17 protein-coding genes are annotated in these 15,301 nt (G+C 64.5%); 13 read left to right on the forward strand and 4 right to left on the reverse strand.

Annotated elements, in window-relative coordinates; all coding sequences use genetic code 11:
* The first annotated feature begins 95 nt into the window (after positions 1–95).
* Positions 96–1,295 carry an MFS transporter gene (locus tag LB525_RS17025; RefSeq protein WP_224545473.1) on the forward strand — a complete coding sequence of 400 codons (1,200 nt, stop codon included), beginning with the start codon at positions 96–98 and terminating at the stop codon, positions 1,293–1,295.
* Here the strand turns inward: LB525_RS17025 and LB525_RS17030 are convergent.
* Positions 1,264–2,454 (reverse strand): aromatic ring-hydroxylating oxygenase subunit alpha, encoded by a 1,191-nt coding sequence (locus LB525_RS17030; RefSeq protein ID WP_224545474.1) that lies wholly within the window; start codon positions 2,452–2,454, stop codon positions 1,264–1,266. The two genes, LB525_RS17025 and LB525_RS17030, sit on opposite strands and share 32 nt — an antisense overlap.
* Before the next feature lie 119 nt (positions 2,455–2,573).
* Between LB525_RS17030 and LB525_RS17035 the strand changes: the two genes are divergently transcribed.
* The 3 genes from LB525_RS17035 to cobO all read left to right on the forward strand — a co-directional run bounded on the left by LB525_RS17035 (position 2,574) and on the right by cobO (position 4,551).
* Complete coding sequence (locus tag LB525_RS17035) at positions 2,574–3,245, forward strand: gamma-glutamylcyclotransferase (RefSeq protein WP_318012408.1); 672 nt, start codon at positions 2,574–2,576, stop codon at positions 3,243–3,245.
* A 129-nt stretch (positions 3,246–3,374) separates the two neighbouring features.
* A complete protein-coding gene (gene cobU / locus LB525_RS17040; protein ID WP_224545475.1) occupies positions 3,375–3,920 on the forward strand; it encodes a bifunctional adenosylcobinamide kinase/adenosylcobinamide-phosphate guanylyltransferase in 546 nt (181 codons plus the stop codon).
* 1 nt (position 3,921) lies between these two features.
* Positions 3,922–4,551, forward strand: a complete 630-nt coding sequence (gene cobO, locus LB525_RS17045) for a cob(I)yrinic acid a,c-diamide adenosyltransferase (RefSeq protein ID WP_224545476.1) — start codon at positions 3,922–3,924, stop codon at positions 4,549–4,551.
* Here cobO and cbiB read toward each other — a convergent pair.
* On the reverse strand, positions 4,548–5,537 hold the full coding sequence (gene cbiB, locus LB525_RS17050) for an adenosylcobinamide-phosphate synthase CbiB (protein ID WP_224545477.1): 990 nt from the start codon (positions 5,535–5,537) through the stop codon (positions 4,548–4,550). The two genes, cobO and cbiB, sit on opposite strands and share 4 nt — an antisense overlap.
* Between cbiB and cobD the strand changes: the two genes are divergently transcribed.
* Together cobD and LB525_RS17060 are read left to right on the forward strand one after the other, a co-directional pair.
* A complete protein-coding gene (cobD, locus tag LB525_RS17055; protein WP_224545478.1) occupies positions 5,536–6,591 on the forward strand; it encodes a threonine-phosphate decarboxylase CobD in 1,056 nt (351 codons plus the stop codon). The two genes, cbiB and cobD, sit on opposite strands and share 2 nt — an antisense overlap.
* Positions 6,588–7,097, forward strand: coding sequence for a tyrosine phosphatase family protein (locus tag LB525_RS17060; protein WP_224545479.1), 510 nt, complete (start codon positions 6,588–6,590; stop codon positions 7,095–7,097). Before cobD ends, LB525_RS17060 begins: the two co-directional genes overlap by 4 nt.
* 18 nt (positions 7,098–7,115) lie before the next feature.
* Here the strand turns inward: LB525_RS17060 and LB525_RS17065 are convergent, their stop codons facing one another.
* Together LB525_RS17065 and LB525_RS17070 are read right to left on the reverse strand one after the other, a co-directional pair.
* On the reverse strand, positions 7,116–7,913 hold the full coding sequence (locus tag LB525_RS17065; protein ID WP_224545480.1) for a creatininase family protein: 798 nt from the start codon (positions 7,911–7,913) through the stop codon (positions 7,116–7,118).
* Between the two features lie 61 nt (positions 7,914–7,974).
* Positions 7,975–8,358: a RidA family protein gene (locus tag LB525_RS17070; protein ID WP_224545481.1), complete on the reverse strand. Its 384-nt coding sequence runs from the start codon at positions 8,356–8,358 to the stop codon at positions 7,975–7,977.
* A gap of 253 nt (positions 8,359–8,611) precedes the next feature.
* Between LB525_RS17070 and LB525_RS17075 the strand changes: the two genes are divergently transcribed.
* The 7 genes from LB525_RS17075 (at position 8,612) to LB525_RS17105 (ending at position 15,239) form a co-directional block, all read left to right on the forward strand.
* Positions 8,612–9,616, forward strand: coding sequence for an ABC transporter substrate-binding protein (locus tag LB525_RS17075; RefSeq protein WP_095764895.1), 1,005 nt, complete (start codon positions 8,612–8,614; stop codon positions 9,614–9,616).
* A 15-nt stretch (positions 9,617–9,631) separates the two neighbouring features.
* Positions 9,632–10,453, forward strand: a complete 822-nt coding sequence (locus LB525_RS17080) for an ABC transporter ATP-binding protein (RefSeq protein ID WP_224545482.1) — start codon at positions 9,632–9,634, stop codon at positions 10,451–10,453.
* Positions 10,440–11,291 carry an ABC transporter permease gene (locus LB525_RS17085; RefSeq protein WP_224545483.1) on the forward strand — a complete coding sequence of 284 codons (852 nt, stop codon included), beginning with the start codon at positions 10,440–10,442 and terminating at the stop codon, positions 11,289–11,291. The genes LB525_RS17080 and LB525_RS17085 overlap by 14 nt, the downstream gene beginning before the upstream one ends.
* Before the next feature lie 75 nt (positions 11,292–11,366).
* Positions 11,367–12,665 (forward strand): cytosine deaminase, encoded by a 1,299-nt coding sequence (locus tag LB525_RS17090; RefSeq protein WP_224545484.1) that lies wholly within the window; start codon positions 11,367–11,369, stop codon positions 12,663–12,665.
* A gap of 2 nt (positions 12,666–12,667) precedes the next feature.
* Positions 12,668–14,071: an FAD-binding oxidoreductase gene (locus LB525_RS17095; protein ID WP_224545539.1), complete on the forward strand. Its 1,404-nt coding sequence runs from the start codon at positions 12,668–12,670 to the stop codon at positions 14,069–14,071.
* Positions 14,071–14,652 (forward strand): NAD(P)H-dependent oxidoreductase, encoded by a 582-nt coding sequence (locus tag LB525_RS17100; protein ID WP_224545485.1) that lies wholly within the window; start codon positions 14,071–14,073, stop codon positions 14,650–14,652. The genes LB525_RS17095 and LB525_RS17100 overlap by 1 nt, the downstream gene beginning before the upstream one ends.
* Positions 14,652–15,239: an NAD(P)H-dependent oxidoreductase gene (locus LB525_RS17105; protein WP_224545486.1), complete on the forward strand. Its 588-nt coding sequence runs from the start codon at positions 14,652–14,654 to the stop codon at positions 15,237–15,239. Before LB525_RS17100 ends, LB525_RS17105 begins: the two co-directional genes overlap by 1 nt.
* Positions 15,240–15,301: the final 62 nt, after the last annotated feature.

Below are 15,301 nucleotides of genomic sequence, written 5' to 3' on the forward strand. Positions count from 1 at the left end.
GCTTCGCTTTTCGGCCCCTCGGAGTCGGTTTCCTGCTACTGGCCGGCAGCTGGCCCGGCCAGATTCGGGCGCGGGATTCACGTTTCGGAGGGCCGATGTCCACCCATGTGCGCCATCCGATCTGGCTTCCGGCCCTGCGGCCCGCGGACGCGCGCACCTTCGCCTCACTCTATGCGGTTGAATCCTTCGCCCGCGCCACGATCTCCAGCGTGATCCCGATCCAGGCCTACGAGATCCTGCACAATGAGCGGATCGTCTCGGTCCTCTACACGATCGTGTCCCTGATGGGCCTCTCGGTCACGCTGTTCATGCCGGTGCTCATTCGCCGCTTCGCGCGGCGCTGGGTCTACACGGCCGGCTGCGTGCTGCTGGCGCTCGGCTCCGCCTTCTTCATCACCCACTCGCTGCCCGGCCAGATTGCCGGCATGCTGTGCCGCGTCATGGGGGCGAGCGCGCTGTCGATCACGCTCAACCTCTACATCATGGATCACATCCGCAAGACCGACTTCATGCAGGCAGAATCGCTGCGCATGGCTTGGTCGATGCTCGCCTGGACAGGCGGGCCGACGCTCGGCATCTTCCTCTACACCCATTTCGGCATCTATGCCGCGCATGGCGCGGTCGTCGTGTTTGCGTTCGCGCTGCTTTGCCTGTTCTGGTTCTACCGGCTGAGCGATAACCAGTCGATCCGGCCCGGCAAGTCGCGGCCCGCCAATCCGCTCGCCAATATCGGCCGCTTCGTGAAGCAGCCAAGGCTCAGGCTTGCCTGGCTGATCGCCTTCGGCCGCTCCTGCTTCTGGACGACGTTCTTCGTCTACGGCCCGCTGTTCATGGTGATCACCGGCCAGGGCGAGCTCGCCGGCGGCTTGCTGGTTTCGGCCGGCAACGCGCTCCTGTTCGCGGCGATCTTCTGGGGCAGGGCCGGCAAGCGCTTCGGCGGGCGCAAGGTCATGACTTTCGCCTATTTCGCCATGTCGGCCATGTTGTTTGCCGCGGGCGCAATCGGCGAGGCGGCGCCGTTGCTCACCGGCGCGCTGCTGCTTTGCGGCGCGCTCTTCACCATCGCGCTCGACGCGCTCGGCTCGACCGCCTTCATGCGCTCGGTGCGCGCTTACGAGAAGGCGCAGATGGCAGCGGTCTACCGCACCTATCTCGATTTCTCCGAGCTGACGCCGCCGCTCATCTATTCGGTGGTGCTCGCCTTCTTCGGGCTGGGCTCGGTGTTCGTCACGCTCGGCATCCTGGCCGCCTTCTGCGGCTTCGTCACCTGGCGCTACCTGCCGAAGGCGTTTTGAACGCCGCGTGACGACCGCGCACCCAATCGTGGAAGCGGTGCAGATCGTATTCCTCCGGCATCAGCACTCCGGCCTCGTGGCGCATCGAGCGCAGCCCCTTCTGGTTGATCTCGCAGATCACGGCGTCTTCTTCGAGCACCTGGGTGCCGAAGGCGACGATGTTTTCGACATCGGTCTCAGCCAACGCTTCCGGGGCGAACAGCCATTCGGCGGTGAGCTCGGTCTGCTCGGGACCGAGCGGGGCCAGCCGCACGGTGCGCATATAATCGATATGGCCGACGATGAACATCGACGGCAGCGAGGTGGCGTAGGTCTGGCCGGCGGCGCGTTCGGCCGGCGTCAGGCCGGAAAAGACCGGGCCATGGACATGGCCGTCCTTCGACCAGGTTTCGGCGCCGGGGCGCAGCCGGCCGGAGAATTCCGGCGCGTCATTGTCGGCGTGGCGCGCCCATTCGGGATCGTCATGCCTGGCCATCAGGCCGCGGCCATAGATCGGCACCAGCCGCGACAAGTCCTTATGCACGCCCGGGCAGTGCAGGCATTCGTTGAAGTTCTCCCAGAAGACCTTCCAGTTGCAGTTCATCACCCTGGTGAGCCGGTGACCGGTGACGAGCGTCTCCAGCGGCCAGTTGGAAAGATCGCCGGAGGCGCGGTCAAAGGCCCTTTCCGCCGAGCCGTCGGGATGCTCGGCGAGATTGACGAAGACGAAACCGCGCCACACCGAGAGCGCCACGCGGTAGAGCGGATAATCGGCCTTGTCGAAGCCCTCGGGCAGCGATTTCGACGGCACGCGCACGAGATCGCCGCGCAGCGAATAGGACCAGGCGTGATAGGGGCAGGTCAGCAGCCTGGCTTTCAGCCGCCCCGCGCTTTCCTGGCAAAGCTGCGAGCCACGATGCCGGCAGGTGTTGTGGAAGGCGCGCAAGGCGCCGGTCTCGTCACGCAGCACGACGATCTCCTGGGTGCCGATGCGCACCGTGCGGAAGGCGAGGGGTTCCGCGAGATCGGCCTCGCGGCAGACCATCAGCCAGCTTCGGTACCAGATGGCGTCCAGATCGCGACGATATTCGTCGGCGCCCCAGTAGGAGGCGGACGGCAAGGTCGGCTGGAGACTGGTCAGGCCGTTGTAAGGCGCGCGTTCGCTCGGATCGGGCTGCATCGGCTTCTCCGTGGCTGCCGACAGCCGACACCCGGGCCAAGGAGTTGTCAATCGCGAGGCGTCCGCATAGTTTCGGTCGCGCAGGAACCTTAAGGTCGCGCACATTGCTGCCAAGAACCATGTCGCTTACCGAGGAACTGGTCGCTCGCTGCTTCCGCGCGGTCGAGGATGCGGGACCGGATCCCGATGCGGCGCATCTGGATGACAGCGACTATGCGGCGATGACGCGTGAGCTGGAGGCTCAACTCCTGGCCAACGAACCGCTCTGGCTGTTTGGCTACGGCTCTCTGATCTGGAAGCCCGAGATCGAGCATGTCGAGGAGCGCGTGGCGCTGCTGCGCGGCTGGCACAGATCCTTTTGCATGAACATGACGCGTTGGCGCGGCACCAAGGAAAGTCCGGGCCTGATGATGGCGCTGGACCGTGGCGGACAATGCAAGGGCGTCGCCTTTCGGCTCGGCGACGGCGACAGGCGCGAGCAACTCGACAAGATCCTGCGGCGAGAGGTGACACTGAAGCCGACCAGCTATCATCCGCGCCTGCTCGATATGACGAGCGATGGCGGCCCGCTGCGGGCGCTGGCCTTCGTCATCAACCGCCAGGGCACCACCTATGCCGGTCCGTTAAGCGAGGAAGCGGTTGTCGAAAGGCTGGCGACCTCCTGCGGCCATTGGGGCTCGGGCGCCGACTATCTCTACAACACGGTGAAGAATCTCGAGCAGCGCGGCATCCACGATACGCATTTGTGGCGGCTGCAGCAGCTGGTCGCGGCGCGGATTGCCGGCTCGTAGCACCGCAAGTCGTGCCGCAATCGCGCCGGGCGGTGGCGGAATTGGGTTTGCCGGTGGTTGCGCTTCTGCCTAAGGTTCGCGCACCGTCGGCCTCTGGGCCGCGACACGATTCCAACCTGGAAGGCAAGAATGACCGGCGCGACAGCCGCGAGCGGCAATAGAGCTTCCGATGGGAAGCTGACCTTCATCCTGGGCGGTGCCCGTTCGGGCAAGAGCACGCATGCCGAGGCACTGACAACCGCCCATCCATCGCCCTGGACCTACATTGCCACGGCGCAGGCTTATGACGACGAGATGCGCGAGCGCATCGCGCTGCATCGGTCGCGGCGCGGCGAAGGCTGGGTCACCGTCGATGCGCCGCTCGATCTGGCGGGCACAATCGAGGCCTTGCCGACCCACCAACCTGTGCTGATCGATTGCCTGACATTGTGGCTCACCAACCACATGCTGGCCGAACATGATGTCGAGGCAGAATGCCGGCGGCTCAAGGATGCGCTGTCGCGGCCGCGCGGGCCATGGTTCGTGGTCTCCAACGAAGTCGGATTGGGCATCGTGCCCGACAACGCGCTGGCGCGCCGGTTCCGCGACGCCGCGGGCCGACTCAACCAGCAGGTGGCGGCCGCTGCCGACAGCGTTCTCATGATGGTGGCGGGATTGCCACTCAAGGTGAAGTGACATGGCCGAAATCGAAGACAAGACCATTGACGACAAGGACGCCGAGCGCCACCGCGCCAAGATGGCCAAGCGCAAGGCGGTGCAGGATGCCGAAGTGGCCGGCAAGACGGTTGAAAAGGGGCTGCTGATCGTCAACACCGGGCCGGGCAAGGGCAAGACCACGGCCGCCTTCGGCTTGGCGCTGAGAATGCTGGGCTATGGCAAGCGCGTCGGCGTCGTGCAGTTCATCAAAGGCAAATGGCATACCGGCGAGAAGGATGCTTTCGCGGCCTTCGGCGACCGTATCGTCTGGCATGCGATGGGCGAGGGTTTTACCTGGGAGACGCAGGACCTGAAGCGCGACATCGCCGCCGCCGAAGCTGCCTGGGCCAAGGCGTTGGAGCTGATGGCCGATCCCTCGATGAGCCTCGTGGTGCTCGACGAGCTCAACATCGCGCTGCGCTACGACTATCTCGATCTGGAAAAGGTGGTCGCGGCGCTGAAGGCGCGCCGGGGCGATCTGCATGTCATCGTCACCGGCCGCAACGCCAAGCCGCTCCTCGTCGAGGCGGCCGATCTCGTCACCGAGATGGGGCTGATCAAGCACCATTTCGCCGCCGGCGTGAAGGCGCAGCAGGGAATTGAGTTTTAGCCGCCGATCAAGATGGTCAGGTAGATCACGATCGCCGAGACGACCGCGAACAGGCCGAGCAGCAGCCAGTCGGCTACGCGATAGAGCTTGAGCGCCTGGCGGATGTCGATGCTTTCGGCCTCGCGGCGGCCGCCTTCGCCCATGAAGGCATCCTCGACGACTTCGCCGCCATAGCTGCGCGGCCCGGCGAGGGACAGCCCCAGCGCGCCGGCCATCGCCGCCTCTGGCCAGCCGGCATTGGGCGAACGGTGCTTCCTCGCGTCGCGGCGCATGACATGCCAGGCGGAGTGCGGATCGGCGCCCGGGACGAGAAAGGCCGCCAGCACGATCAGCAGGCCGGTCAGCCGCGATGCGGGCAGGTTGACCAGATCGTCGAAACGGGCGGCAGCACGGCCGAAGGCTTCGTATTTCGGCGTGCGGTGGCCGATCATCGAATCGGCGGTGTTGGCGGCCTTGTAGGCAGCACCTCCGCCCAGTCCGCCGATGCCGGTCCAGAAGGCGGGCGCTACAATGCCGTCCGAAAAATTCTCGGCCAGGCTTTCGATCGCGGCACGCGCGACACCGCCCTTGTCGAGCTTTTCCGGATCGCGGCCGACAATGCGCGATACGGCGATGCGGCCGAGGGTCAGGCCGCCGGTCTCCAACGCATCGGCGACGTCCTCGACATGCTCCGCGAGGCTCTTCTGCGACAGCAGCGAGGAACCGAGGATGGCGGCGATGACGAGGCCCGTAGGGAACATCATCCAGAGCAGGACATGCAGCGCCAAGCCGATCAGGCCGGGCACCAGCAGAATGATGAGCAGGGCCTGGACGCCGCGTCGGCGACGCAATTCGTCGGAATCCGTAGCGTGGTTGAGCCGGCGATCGAGAAAGGATATCAGCCTGCCGATCCAGGTGACCGGATGGCCGATGGCGCTGAACAGCCAGTCCGGGTAGCCGAGGGCGCGTTCGATGGCGAGTGACAGGAAAGCGATCAGGACGGACATGAAACTTCTAAGCGGAGCGATTGCAGCGGTTGATCATGGCGGCAGCCTTGGCCGGGCAAACGCGCTTTTTCCTCATGCGCCAAAACCTTTCGTGGACCTCTCGACAGGTATCAATCCGCACTCCTATCCGCTTTTCGACCTGCCCGCCACAGCGCTGTCCCGATTGCCGGAGGCAGGACAACTGCGCGAATTGGCCGAAATTGCGGCCAGGGCCTATGGCGCGCCGTCGGCGGCGCATGTGGCGGCGGCGCCCGGCACGCAGATTCTCCTGCCGCGCGTCGCTTCGCTGCTGCGGCCAGGCAAGGCGCTGGTGCTCGGCCCAACCTATGCCGAACATGCCCGGGCCGCGGCTATCGCCGGCCATGCGGTCGCGGAGGTCAGCGATTTGGACGCGCTGGCCGAGGCGGACCTTGCGGTGCTGGTCAATCCCAACAATCCGGACGGGCGAGTGATCGAAAAGCCGCGCCTGCTCGACCTCGCGGCGCGGCTTCGCGCCAAAGGGGGGCTGCTCGTCGTCGATGAAGCCTTCATGGATGTCGGCCCGATCGAGCAAAGCCTTGCCGGCGACCTCGGGGTAGGCGGCATCGTCGTGTTGCGCTCGTTCGGCAAGTTCTTCGGCCTTGCGGGTGTGAGACTCGGATTCGCATTGGCGGATCCGCTGAGGGCCGAGCGGCTGGATGCGCAACTGGGGCCCTGGGCGGTGGCTGGCCCAGCGCTCGAATATGGCATCCGCGCCTTGTCGGATGCAAAGTGGCAGGCCGATATGCGGCAGCGCCTGGCGCAGGATGCCGGGCGGCTCGACGCGCTGCTTGGCCGATTCGATGTTCCGGTCGCCGGCGGCACCAGCCTGTTCCGCTATCTGTCGTTTCCCGGGGCCGCAGGCCTTTTTTCGGCACTTGGCTCGAGCGGCGTGCTGGTCCGCCATTTTGCCGAGCGGCCTCAAGTGCTGCGTGTCGGTTTGCCGGGCGATGAAGCGCAATGGCAACGCCTCGAAGGCGCCCTTGCCACGTGGGCCGCGCGGCGCAAGGATGCGCCAAAGGAGTTCGGGCAATGATCCACGTCTGTTCGCTGTCGAAGGTCGACGAGGCCGTGGCAAGGACCGGTGCGCAGCGGTTGTTGTCGCTGCTCGCCGCAGGCACCGAAGTGGTCCGCCCGGCCTCGATCCTGGGGGAAAACCACCTGCATCTGGTCATGCACGACATCGCTGTCGCGCAGGAAGGCATGACGATGCCCGGCGAGGAGCATGTGCGGGCCTTGCTCGATTTCGCCTATCGCTGGGACCGCGTGAAGCCGCTGGTGGTGCATTGCTATGCCGGCGTCAGCCGCTCGACGGCCTCGGCCTACATCATCGCCGCGGCGCTGGCGCCCAAGCGTGACGAGATGGAACTCGCTCGGACGCTGCGCTTCCTTTCGCCGACGGCTACGCCCAATCCACGGCTGATCGCAGTCGCCGACACGCTGCTTCAGCGCGACGGCCGCATGATCGCGGCGATCGAGGCGATCGGGCGCGGCGCCGACGCGTTCGAAGGGATACCCTTCGAACTGGGAATCGAAGCCTAAGTCAAAGCGGACCAGCCGCTACGACAGCCACTCGGCAAGCTTCGCCTTGCGCACATCCCTGACCAGGCTGATAAAGCCGTCGGCCTGCATTTCCGCCGTCAGGCGGCCCTTCTCGGCCGTGGCGATCGAAGCGTCGCCGACCACGCCGTTCGGATTGAGGTCGCTGGCGATCCAGGCGAATGCGTGCGTTCCGGTGTGGCGCAGCAGGGCGAATTCCTTTTCGGCGCGCCCGACATTGGAGACGAAATTCTCCGCCTTGCTCATGTCGACGAGATCGGGCCGGAAGTGCAGCATCAGCGATGTCTCGACATCGCCGCCATGGATGCCGTGACGATCCTCCAGCTCGGTGTACATGCCGGCCGGGCGGCCGAACCGCTGCCAGCTCGTCTTCACAGACAGCATTTTGGCGCGCACGCGCAATTCGCGCGAAATGATGCCCATGATCTCTTCATTGCCGCCATGCGAATTCACGACGATCAGCTTTCTCACCCCGGCGCGGGCGACCGACAGGCCAAGTTCGGTCCAGGCGTCGACCAAGGTGGTGGCGGGCAAGGTGAGCGTTCCCGGCGCATGCAGATGCTCGTTCGACTTGCCGACCGCCTGCACGGGTAGGATGCGGATGTCGAGATCGTCGGGCAGGCGCGCGATCACCGTCTCCAACATGCCCATCATGATCGAGGTGTCGGTCGAGACCGGAAGGTGAGGGCCATGCTGCTCGATCGCCGCCACCGGCAGCACGGCGATGGTTGCTTCGGCGTCGATCGAGGCGTATTCGGTCGTCCGGTAATCGCCCCACCACACGCGTCTTGTCGTCACTTTTCGTCTCCCGATTGGTCTGCTGTCCGGCCTGAGGTCTAGAGCCTATCCCCGGAAACAGCTAGCCCGCTGCCAGAACTTCGACCTCGACCTTGAATTCCGGGCGGGCGAAGCCGGAGACGATCATCAGCGTGGAGGCCGGCGCCGGATCGGAAAAGAGCCGGTTGCGGACATCCATATAGGCCTGTAGGTGCTCGCGGCCGATGACGAAGGCGTTGATGCGCACGATGTCGTTCAAGGTCAGCCCGGCCTCGCTCAGAATCGCGGCGATGTTCTTGAAGCAGAGCTCCGTCTGCGCGCCGGCATCCTCCGGCACGGCATCGTCGGGGCCGATGCCCAATTGACCCGAGCACAGCACCAGGCGCTTTCCGGCCGGTATTTCGACGCCGTGGCTGTAGCGGGCGAAAGGCGGCTTGATCGACTTTGGGGCGAGGTATTTGAGCATGGCATTCTCCTGTCGGCCGACAGCCTAGTGGCGGATTCATGAAACATTCAAGATGCCGTGGACGCCGCCAGGAGCGATTATGGACAGGCGTCCAAAAAATAGGCACGATGCCTCGCGTACGGCATGACCCGTCCGGTCTCGGCAACGACTGCCGCACGAGCAGGCGGCCCTGGCGGTGGCATGTGTCTTGCTTCTTGAATCAATGGTGTCGAGCCCAGCGCGTTGCGCGCCGGAGCCAAGAGAGGGTGAGTTTATGATCGGACAAGGAAAGATCCTGGCGGGCGCCGTCGCCCTGCTGGCGGCGGGCACGCTGGGTGCGGCCGCAAACGAAAAGGTGACGTTCGGCACCAACTGGCTGGCCGAGCCGGAGCATGGCGGCTACTACCAGGCGATCGCCGACGGCACCTATGCCGCCTGCGGCCTTGATGTCACCATCATGCAGGGCGGCCCGCAGGTCAGCGGCCGGCCGATGCTGCTAGCCGGCAAGATCGATTTCTATATGGGCGGCAATTTGCTTTCGGCCTTCGACGCCGTGCAGCAGGGCATTCCGATGCGTGTCGTCGCGTCCGACTTCCAGAAGGATCCGCAGGTCATCATGTCCCATCCGGGAGAGGGGCTGGACAAGTGGGAGGACCTCAAGAACGCCGACCAGTACATCATGGGCGACGAAGGCGCGCAGACCTTCTTCCAGTGGATGGTCACCGATCTCGGTTTCGATGCCGCCAAGCGCGTGCCCTACACATTCAATCCGGCGCCCTTCATCGCCAACAAGAAGTCGATCCAGCAGGGCTATGTGACGTCCGAGCCGTTTGCCGTGCAGAAGCAGGGCGGCTTCACGCCGAACCAGTTCCTGCTCGCCGACTATGGCTGGGATACGTATGCGACCACCATCGAGGTGATGCAGGATACGATCGACAAGCGGCCGGAGGTGGTCCAATGCTTCGTCGATGGCTCGGCCAAGGGCTGGTACAAATACCTCTATGGCGACAACAAGGCCGCCAACGAGATGATCAAGAAGGACAATCCGGACATGACGGATGAGCAGATCGCCTTCTCGATCGAGCAGATGAAGAAGTTCGGCGTTGTCGATTCGGGCGATTCGGAAAAGCTCGGCATCGGCGCCATGACCGAAGCCCGCATCCAGAGTTTCTACGACAAGATGGTCAAGGCCAAGGTCGCGCAGCCGGGTCTCGACATCAAGAAGGCCTATACGCTGGCCTTCATCAACAAAGGTGTCGGGCTGGAGTTGAAGAAGTAAGGCGGCCGGCCTGAGATGATCCAGGAGAAAGTGGCTGAGACGCCGGCGGCATCGGGCGAGGCTCCGATGCTGCTGGCATTACGCAATGTCGGCAAGGTTTTTTCCAACGGCGTGACGGCGCTGAGCAAGGTCGACCTGGCGATCCGTGAAGGCGATTTCCTGAGCCTGCTCGGCCCCTCCGGTTGCGGTAAGTCGACGGCGCTCCGGCTGATCGCCGGCCTCTCGACGCCGACTTCCGGCCAGCTCGACTGGCGCGGCTCGATCGACCGCTCGAACATCGGTTTCGTCTTCCAGGAGCCGACGCTGCTGCCCTGGGCCAGCGTCTTCGACAATGTCTGGCTGCCGCTGAGGCTGAAGGGGGTGTCGCGCGCCAAGGCGGAGCCGGCGGTGATGGAGATGCTGTCGCGCGTCCATCTCACCGGCTTCGAGAACGCCGTGCCGCGCGAGCTTTCCGGCGGCATGAAGATGCGCGTCTCGATCGCGCGGGCCATGGTGACCAAGCCGCGCATCCTTCTGATGGACGAGCCTTTCGCGGCGCTCGACGAGATCACCCGCTTCAAGCTCAACAACGACCTTCTGGAGCTTTGGCAGGGCGAGCGCTTCACCGTCATCTTCGTCACCCACAGTGTGTTCGAAAGCGTGTTCCTGTCCAGCCGCGTCGTCGTCATGGCCGCGCGGCCGGGCCGCGTCCATGGCGAACTCCCGATCAACGCGCCCTATCCGCGCGACGAGGCGTTCCGCACCTCGCCGGGCTATGCTGCGCTTTGCCGGCAGGCCTCGGGCGTGCTGGTCGACGCCATCAACTCAACCGCCGGATCGCAAAATGACGGCCACTGAAGACAATGTCCTGACGCTCGATCCGGAAGAGGCGCGCCGCGCCCGCCAGGAGCGGCTGGAGAGCATCGGCAAATGGGTGCTGCCGCTGGCGATCATGGTGCTGGCGATCGTGGTGTGGGACCGCATCTGCGTCTGGAACGAGATCCCGCAATATATCCTGCCGCGGCCGGGCGTGGTGCTGCAGACGCTGCACAACGATGCGGGGCTGTTGTTCTCCTCACTGCTGGTGACGCTCAGGATCACCTTTTTCAGCTTGGCTCTCGCTGTGATCGGTGGCGTCGGACTGGCGGTGCTGTTCGCGCAATCGAAATGGGTGGAGATGTCGTTCTTCCCCTTCGCCATCGTGCTGCAGGTGACGCCAATCGTCGCCATCTTCCCGTTGATCAACATCTATGTGGACAACCAGACCGTCAAACTGCTGCTCTGCGCCTGGATCGTCGCCTTCTTTCCGATCCTCTCCAACACCACGCTCGGCCTGAACTCGGTCGATCGGAACCTGCGGGACCTGTTCAAGCTCAACGGCGCGACGCGCTGGCAGCAATTGCGCTATCTGCGGCTGCCGGCGGCGATGCCCTATTTCCTCGGCGGGCTGAAGATCGCCGGCGGCCTGTCGCTGATCGGCGCGGTGGTGGCGGAATTCGTCGCCGGCGCGCAGGGGCAGTCATCGGGGCTCGCGTCCCGCATCATCGAGGCCGGCTACCGGCTTAACGCGCCGCGCCTGTTCGCGGCGCTGATCCTGATCTCGCTCACCGGCATCCTTATCTTCCTGGTGCTGTCGCTGGTGTCGCATCTCATCCTGCGCCGCTGGCACGAGAGTGCGCTGAAACAGGAGCGGTAAGGTGCGCGATGCGATTGAGAATAGTGAGGCGCCCATTTGGGGACCAGTTCTGCATAAGACAGCGGGGGCCAGGCCTTGATACCAACCTCTGGTTCTTATTGCCTGGCTAACGTTCGGCTTCATCGATCGCTCACGCCGGGTCTTGCCGCCGCTTTCGACTCGGACGGGTTTGCGCTTGCCAACATTACCATCACCAACGGCAAGATCGCCGATCTTGCCGCGCACGACCAGGCAGAGGCGCACCCCGGCGCGATCGACCTTGCCGGCCGCATCGTGATGCCGTGCTTCGTCGACTGCCATACCCATATCGACAAGGGCCATATCTGGCCGCGAAAGCCCAATCCGGACGGCACTTTCATGGGCGCACTCAATGCCACCGGCGCCGACCGCACCACGCGCTGGAGCGCCGAGGATGTCGCGCGCCGCATGGACTTCTCGCTGCGCTCGGCCTACGCGCACGGCACCAAGGCTATGCGCACGCATCTCGACAGCGTGCCGCCGCAGGAGGAGATCTCCTGGCCGGTGTTCGAAACGATGCGGGAAAAATGGCGCGGGCGCATCGAGCTGCAGGCGGCCTGCCTGCTCGGCATCGAAGGCGTGCGCGACAAGGCCTGGTTCGAACGGTTGGCGAAGCGCGTCGCCGCGGCCAAGGGCGTGCTCGGCGTCGTCACCTATATGGTACCCGATCTCGAGGAACTGCTCGACAAGGTGTTCGCCCAGGCGATCGAGCATGGGCTCGATCTCGATTTCCATGCCGACGAGACCGACGATGCCGCGGCCATCTCGCTGAAGAAGATCGCCGAGGCGTCGCTGTGGAACGGTTTCGAGGGCAATATCCTGGTCGGCCATTGCTGCTCGTTGGCGCGCCAGCCGGACCTCGAGGTGCTCGACACGCTGGACAAGGTGGCGAAGGCGCGGCTTGCCGTGGTGTCGCTGCCGATGTGCAATCTCTATCTGCAGGACCGCCGCAGCGATCACACCACCCCGCGCTGGCGCGGCGTGACGCTGCTGCACGAGATGAAGGCGCGCGGCATCAAGGTGGCGGTTGCTTCCGACAACACGCGCGATCCCTTCTACGCCTATGGCGATCTCGATATGCTGGAGGTCTACCGCCTGGCGACGCGCATCCTGCATTTCGACCATCCGGTAGGCGACTGGCCGAAGGCGGTGGCGGCAACGCCGGCCGAGGTGATGCGGCTCGACGGCGCCGGTACGCTTGCCGTCGGCGGCTCAGCCGATTTCATCGTCTTCAGGGGGCGCAGCTGGACCGAATTGCTGTCGCGGCCCGAATCGGATCGCATCGTGGTGCGCGACGGCAGGGCGATCGAACGCCAATTGCCCGACTATGCCGAACTCGACGAACTGATGGTGTGATGATGGATATCGCAGCGCTGAAGCGCGATCTCGACGGGATCAAGCTCGACGACCATCCGGCCATCGTCCAGCAGAAGAGCCGCGACTTCTACTGGTACAGCCCGGTGCTGAAGGCGCAACTCGATCACATCAAAGGCGACCTGATCGTCACGCCGAAGAACGAAGATGAAGTCATCCGCGCGCTTGCCGCATGCCACAGGCACGGCGTTCCGGTGACGCCGCGCGGCAGCGGCACCGGCAATTATGGGCAGGCGATGCCGCTGTCGGGCGGCGTGGTGCTGAACCTCGCCGAGATGAACGAGATCAAGACGATCGCGCCGGGGCGGGTGGTGACCGGGCCGGGCGCGGTGCTGGCCGACATCGACAAGGCGACGCGGGCGCATTCCGGACAGGAGCTGAGGCTCTCGCCCTCGACCTACAACACCGCCTCGATCGGCGGCTTCATCGCTGGCGGTTCGGGCGGCGTCGGCTCGATCAATTTCGGCGGCTTGCGCGATTTCGGCAATGTGCTGCGCCTACGCGTCGTCACCATGGAGGCCGAGCCCAAGGCGCTCGAACTCACCGGCGAGGACCTGCACAAGGTGACGCATGCCTATGGCACCAACGGCATTATCACCGAGGTCGAGATGCCGCTGACCGCCGCCTATGATTGGATCGACGTTATTGTCGGCCTCGACAAATTCATGGGTGCAGCCCGCTACGGCAACGCGCTTGCCTGCCAGGACGGCATCCTGACCAAGCTGATCACGCCGATCGCCGCACCCGTGCCGCAGCTCTATTTCAAGCGGCACCAGAAATTCCTGCGCGAGGGGCAAAGCATTTGCGTCGTCATGGTCGCGAAGCATGGGCTCGACGCCTTCCTGGCCTTCACCCGGCGCGCCGGCGGCGAGGTCATCTTCAATGCGGCGACCGCGACGGACGAGGACAAGAAGGGCCTGCCGCCGGCCTATGAGCTTGCCTGGAACCACACGACCCTGCGCGCACTGCGCGTCGACCCGTCGATCACCTATCTGCAGTCGCTCTATCCGTTCCCCAACCAGCTGGCGCTGGTCGAGAAGATGGACGCGATGTTCACGGGCGAGGTGTTCTCGCATCTGGAATTCGTGCGGCTCGACGGCAACATCACCTGCTTCGGCCTGCCGCTGGTCAAGTTCACCACCGAGGCGCGGCTCAACGAAATAATCCGCCTGCATGAGGAGAATGGCTGCCCGATCTTCAACCCGCACCGCTACACGCTGGAAGAAGGCGGCATGAAGCAGACCGACGAGATCCAGCTTGCCTTCAAGCGCGAGACCGATCCGCAAGGGCTGCTCAATCCCGGCAAGATGATCGCCTGGGAAAACCCGGACTATGATTATCGCTCCGGCCGCACGTTTCTGTTCAAGGGATTGCAGAAGGCGGGGTGATGAAAATCCTCGTGCTCTACGCTCATCCGGTTGAGACCAGCTTCAACGCCGGCCTGCACGAGACGATCGTCGAGCGGCTCGCCGCGTCGGGGCATGCGGTCGACGACTGCGACCTCTATGCCGAGGATTTCGACCCAAGGCTGACACGCGCCGAGCGGCTCGGCTACCACGACCCGCGCGGGCCGGACGACGCGGTCGCCGGCTATGTCGAAAGGCTGAAGAATGCCGAAGCGCTGGTGCTGTCGTTTCCGGTCTGGAACTATGGCTATCCGGCAATCCTGAAAGGCTTCTTCGACCGCGTCTTTCTGCCCGGCGTGTCGTTCAAGCTGGTCGACGGCAAGGTGCGGCCGACGCTGCACAACATCCGCAAGCTCGCGGCCATCACCACCTATGGCGGCAGCCGCTGTCGCGCCATGCTGATGGGCGACCCGCCGCGCAAGATCGTCAAGCGCATGCTGCGGGCGACCATCAAGCCAGGCGCTCCCGTCTCCTATCTCGCGCATTATTCGATGAACCTATCCACAGACGAGACGCGCAAAGTCTTCATGGCGAAGATCGCGGCCACGATGGACGCCTTCTGATGCGCGTGCTGGTGGTCTATTGCCATCCGGTGCCTGAAAGCTATTGCGCGGCGATCCGCGACATGGCGGTGGAGGTGCTGAAAGGACGGGGCTGGGACGTGCGGCTGCTCGATCTCTATGCCGAGAATTTCGATCCGGTGATGAGTTGCGAGGAGCGGCGCTTCTACAACGACCGGGCGCCGCAAGACCCGGCGCTAACGCCCCATTTCGAGCATCTGCAATGGGCGCAGGCGATTCTCTTCATCTACCCGACCTGGTGGTACGGATTGCCGGCGATGCTGAAGGGCTGGTTCGACCGCGTGTGGGCGACCGACATCGCCTTCAAGCTGCCGGCCGGCAAGGGGCGCATCACGTCGCTGATGCGGCATGTGACCAAGGTCGGCGTCATCACCACCTGCGGCGCGCCGACCTGGTGGAGCGTGGTCGTCGGCCAGCCGGGACGCAAGACGATTTTACGCGGCATGCGGGCGCTATGCGCCACGCGCTGCAAGACGTTTTTCCTGGCGCACTACTTGATGGATGCCTCAACGCCGAAGAGCAGGGCGGGGTTTCTGGTGAAGGTGAGGGCGAGGCTGGAGAGGTTTTGAGCGCCTCTTCCTTCTCCCCTTGTGGGAGAAGGTGTCGCCGAAGGCGACGGATAAGGGGTGCT

The organism is Mesorhizobium sp. CA16, from assembly GCF_020165175.1.
Taxonomy (GTDB): Bacteria; Pseudomonadota; Alphaproteobacteria; order Rhizobiales; family Rhizobiaceae; genus Mesorhizobium.

Excerpts from the sequence above, each read along its gene's own strand:
- LB525_RS17025 (WP_224545473.1), top strand. The coding sequence starts at position 96 with ATGTCCACCCATGTGCGCCATCCGATCTGGCTTCCGGCCCTGCGGCCC.
- LB525_RS17030 (WP_224545474.1), bottom strand. The coding sequence starts at position 2,454 with ATGCAGCCCGATCCGAGCGAACGCGCGCCTTACAACGGCCTGACCAGT.
- LB525_RS17035 (WP_318012408.1), top strand. The coding sequence starts at position 2,574 with ATGTCGCTTACCGAGGAACTGGTCGCTCGCTGCTTCCGCGCGGTCGAG.
- cobU (WP_224545475.1), top strand. The coding sequence starts at position 3,375 with ATGACCGGCGCGACAGCCGCGAGCGGCAATAGAGCTTCCGATGGGAAG.
- cobO (WP_224545476.1), top strand. The coding sequence starts at position 3,922 with ATGGCCGAAATCGAAGACAAGACCATTGACGACAAGGACGCCGAGCGC.
- cobD (WP_224545478.1), top strand. The coding sequence starts at position 5,536 with ATGAAACTTCTAAGCGGAGCGATTGCAGCGGTTGATCATGGCGGCAGC.
- cbiB (WP_224545477.1), bottom strand. The coding sequence starts at position 5,537 with ATGTCCGTCCTGATCGCTTTCCTGTCACTCGCCATCGAACGCGCCCTC.
- LB525_RS17060 (WP_224545479.1), top strand. The coding sequence starts at position 6,588 with ATGATCCACGTCTGTTCGCTGTCGAAGGTCGACGAGGCCGTGGCAAGG.
- LB525_RS17070 (WP_224545481.1), bottom strand. The coding sequence starts at position 8,358 with ATGCTCAAATACCTCGCCCCAAAGTCGATCAAGCCGCCTTTCGCCCGC.
- LB525_RS17075 (WP_095764895.1), top strand. The coding sequence starts at position 8,612 with ATGATCGGACAAGGAAAGATCCTGGCGGGCGCCGTCGCCCTGCTGGCG.
- LB525_RS17080 (WP_224545482.1), top strand. The coding sequence starts at position 9,632 with ATGATCCAGGAGAAAGTGGCTGAGACGCCGGCGGCATCGGGCGAGGCT.
- LB525_RS17085 (WP_224545483.1), top strand. The coding sequence starts at position 10,440 with ATGACGGCCACTGAAGACAATGTCCTGACGCTCGATCCGGAAGAGGCG.
- LB525_RS17095 (WP_224545539.1), top strand. The coding sequence starts at position 12,668 with ATGGATATCGCAGCGCTGAAGCGCGATCTCGACGGGATCAAGCTCGAC.
- LB525_RS17100 (WP_224545485.1), top strand. The coding sequence starts at position 14,071 with ATGAAAATCCTCGTGCTCTACGCTCATCCGGTTGAGACCAGCTTCAAC.
- LB525_RS17105 (WP_224545486.1), top strand. The coding sequence starts at position 14,652 with ATGCGCGTGCTGGTGGTCTATTGCCATCCGGTGCCTGAAAGCTATTGC.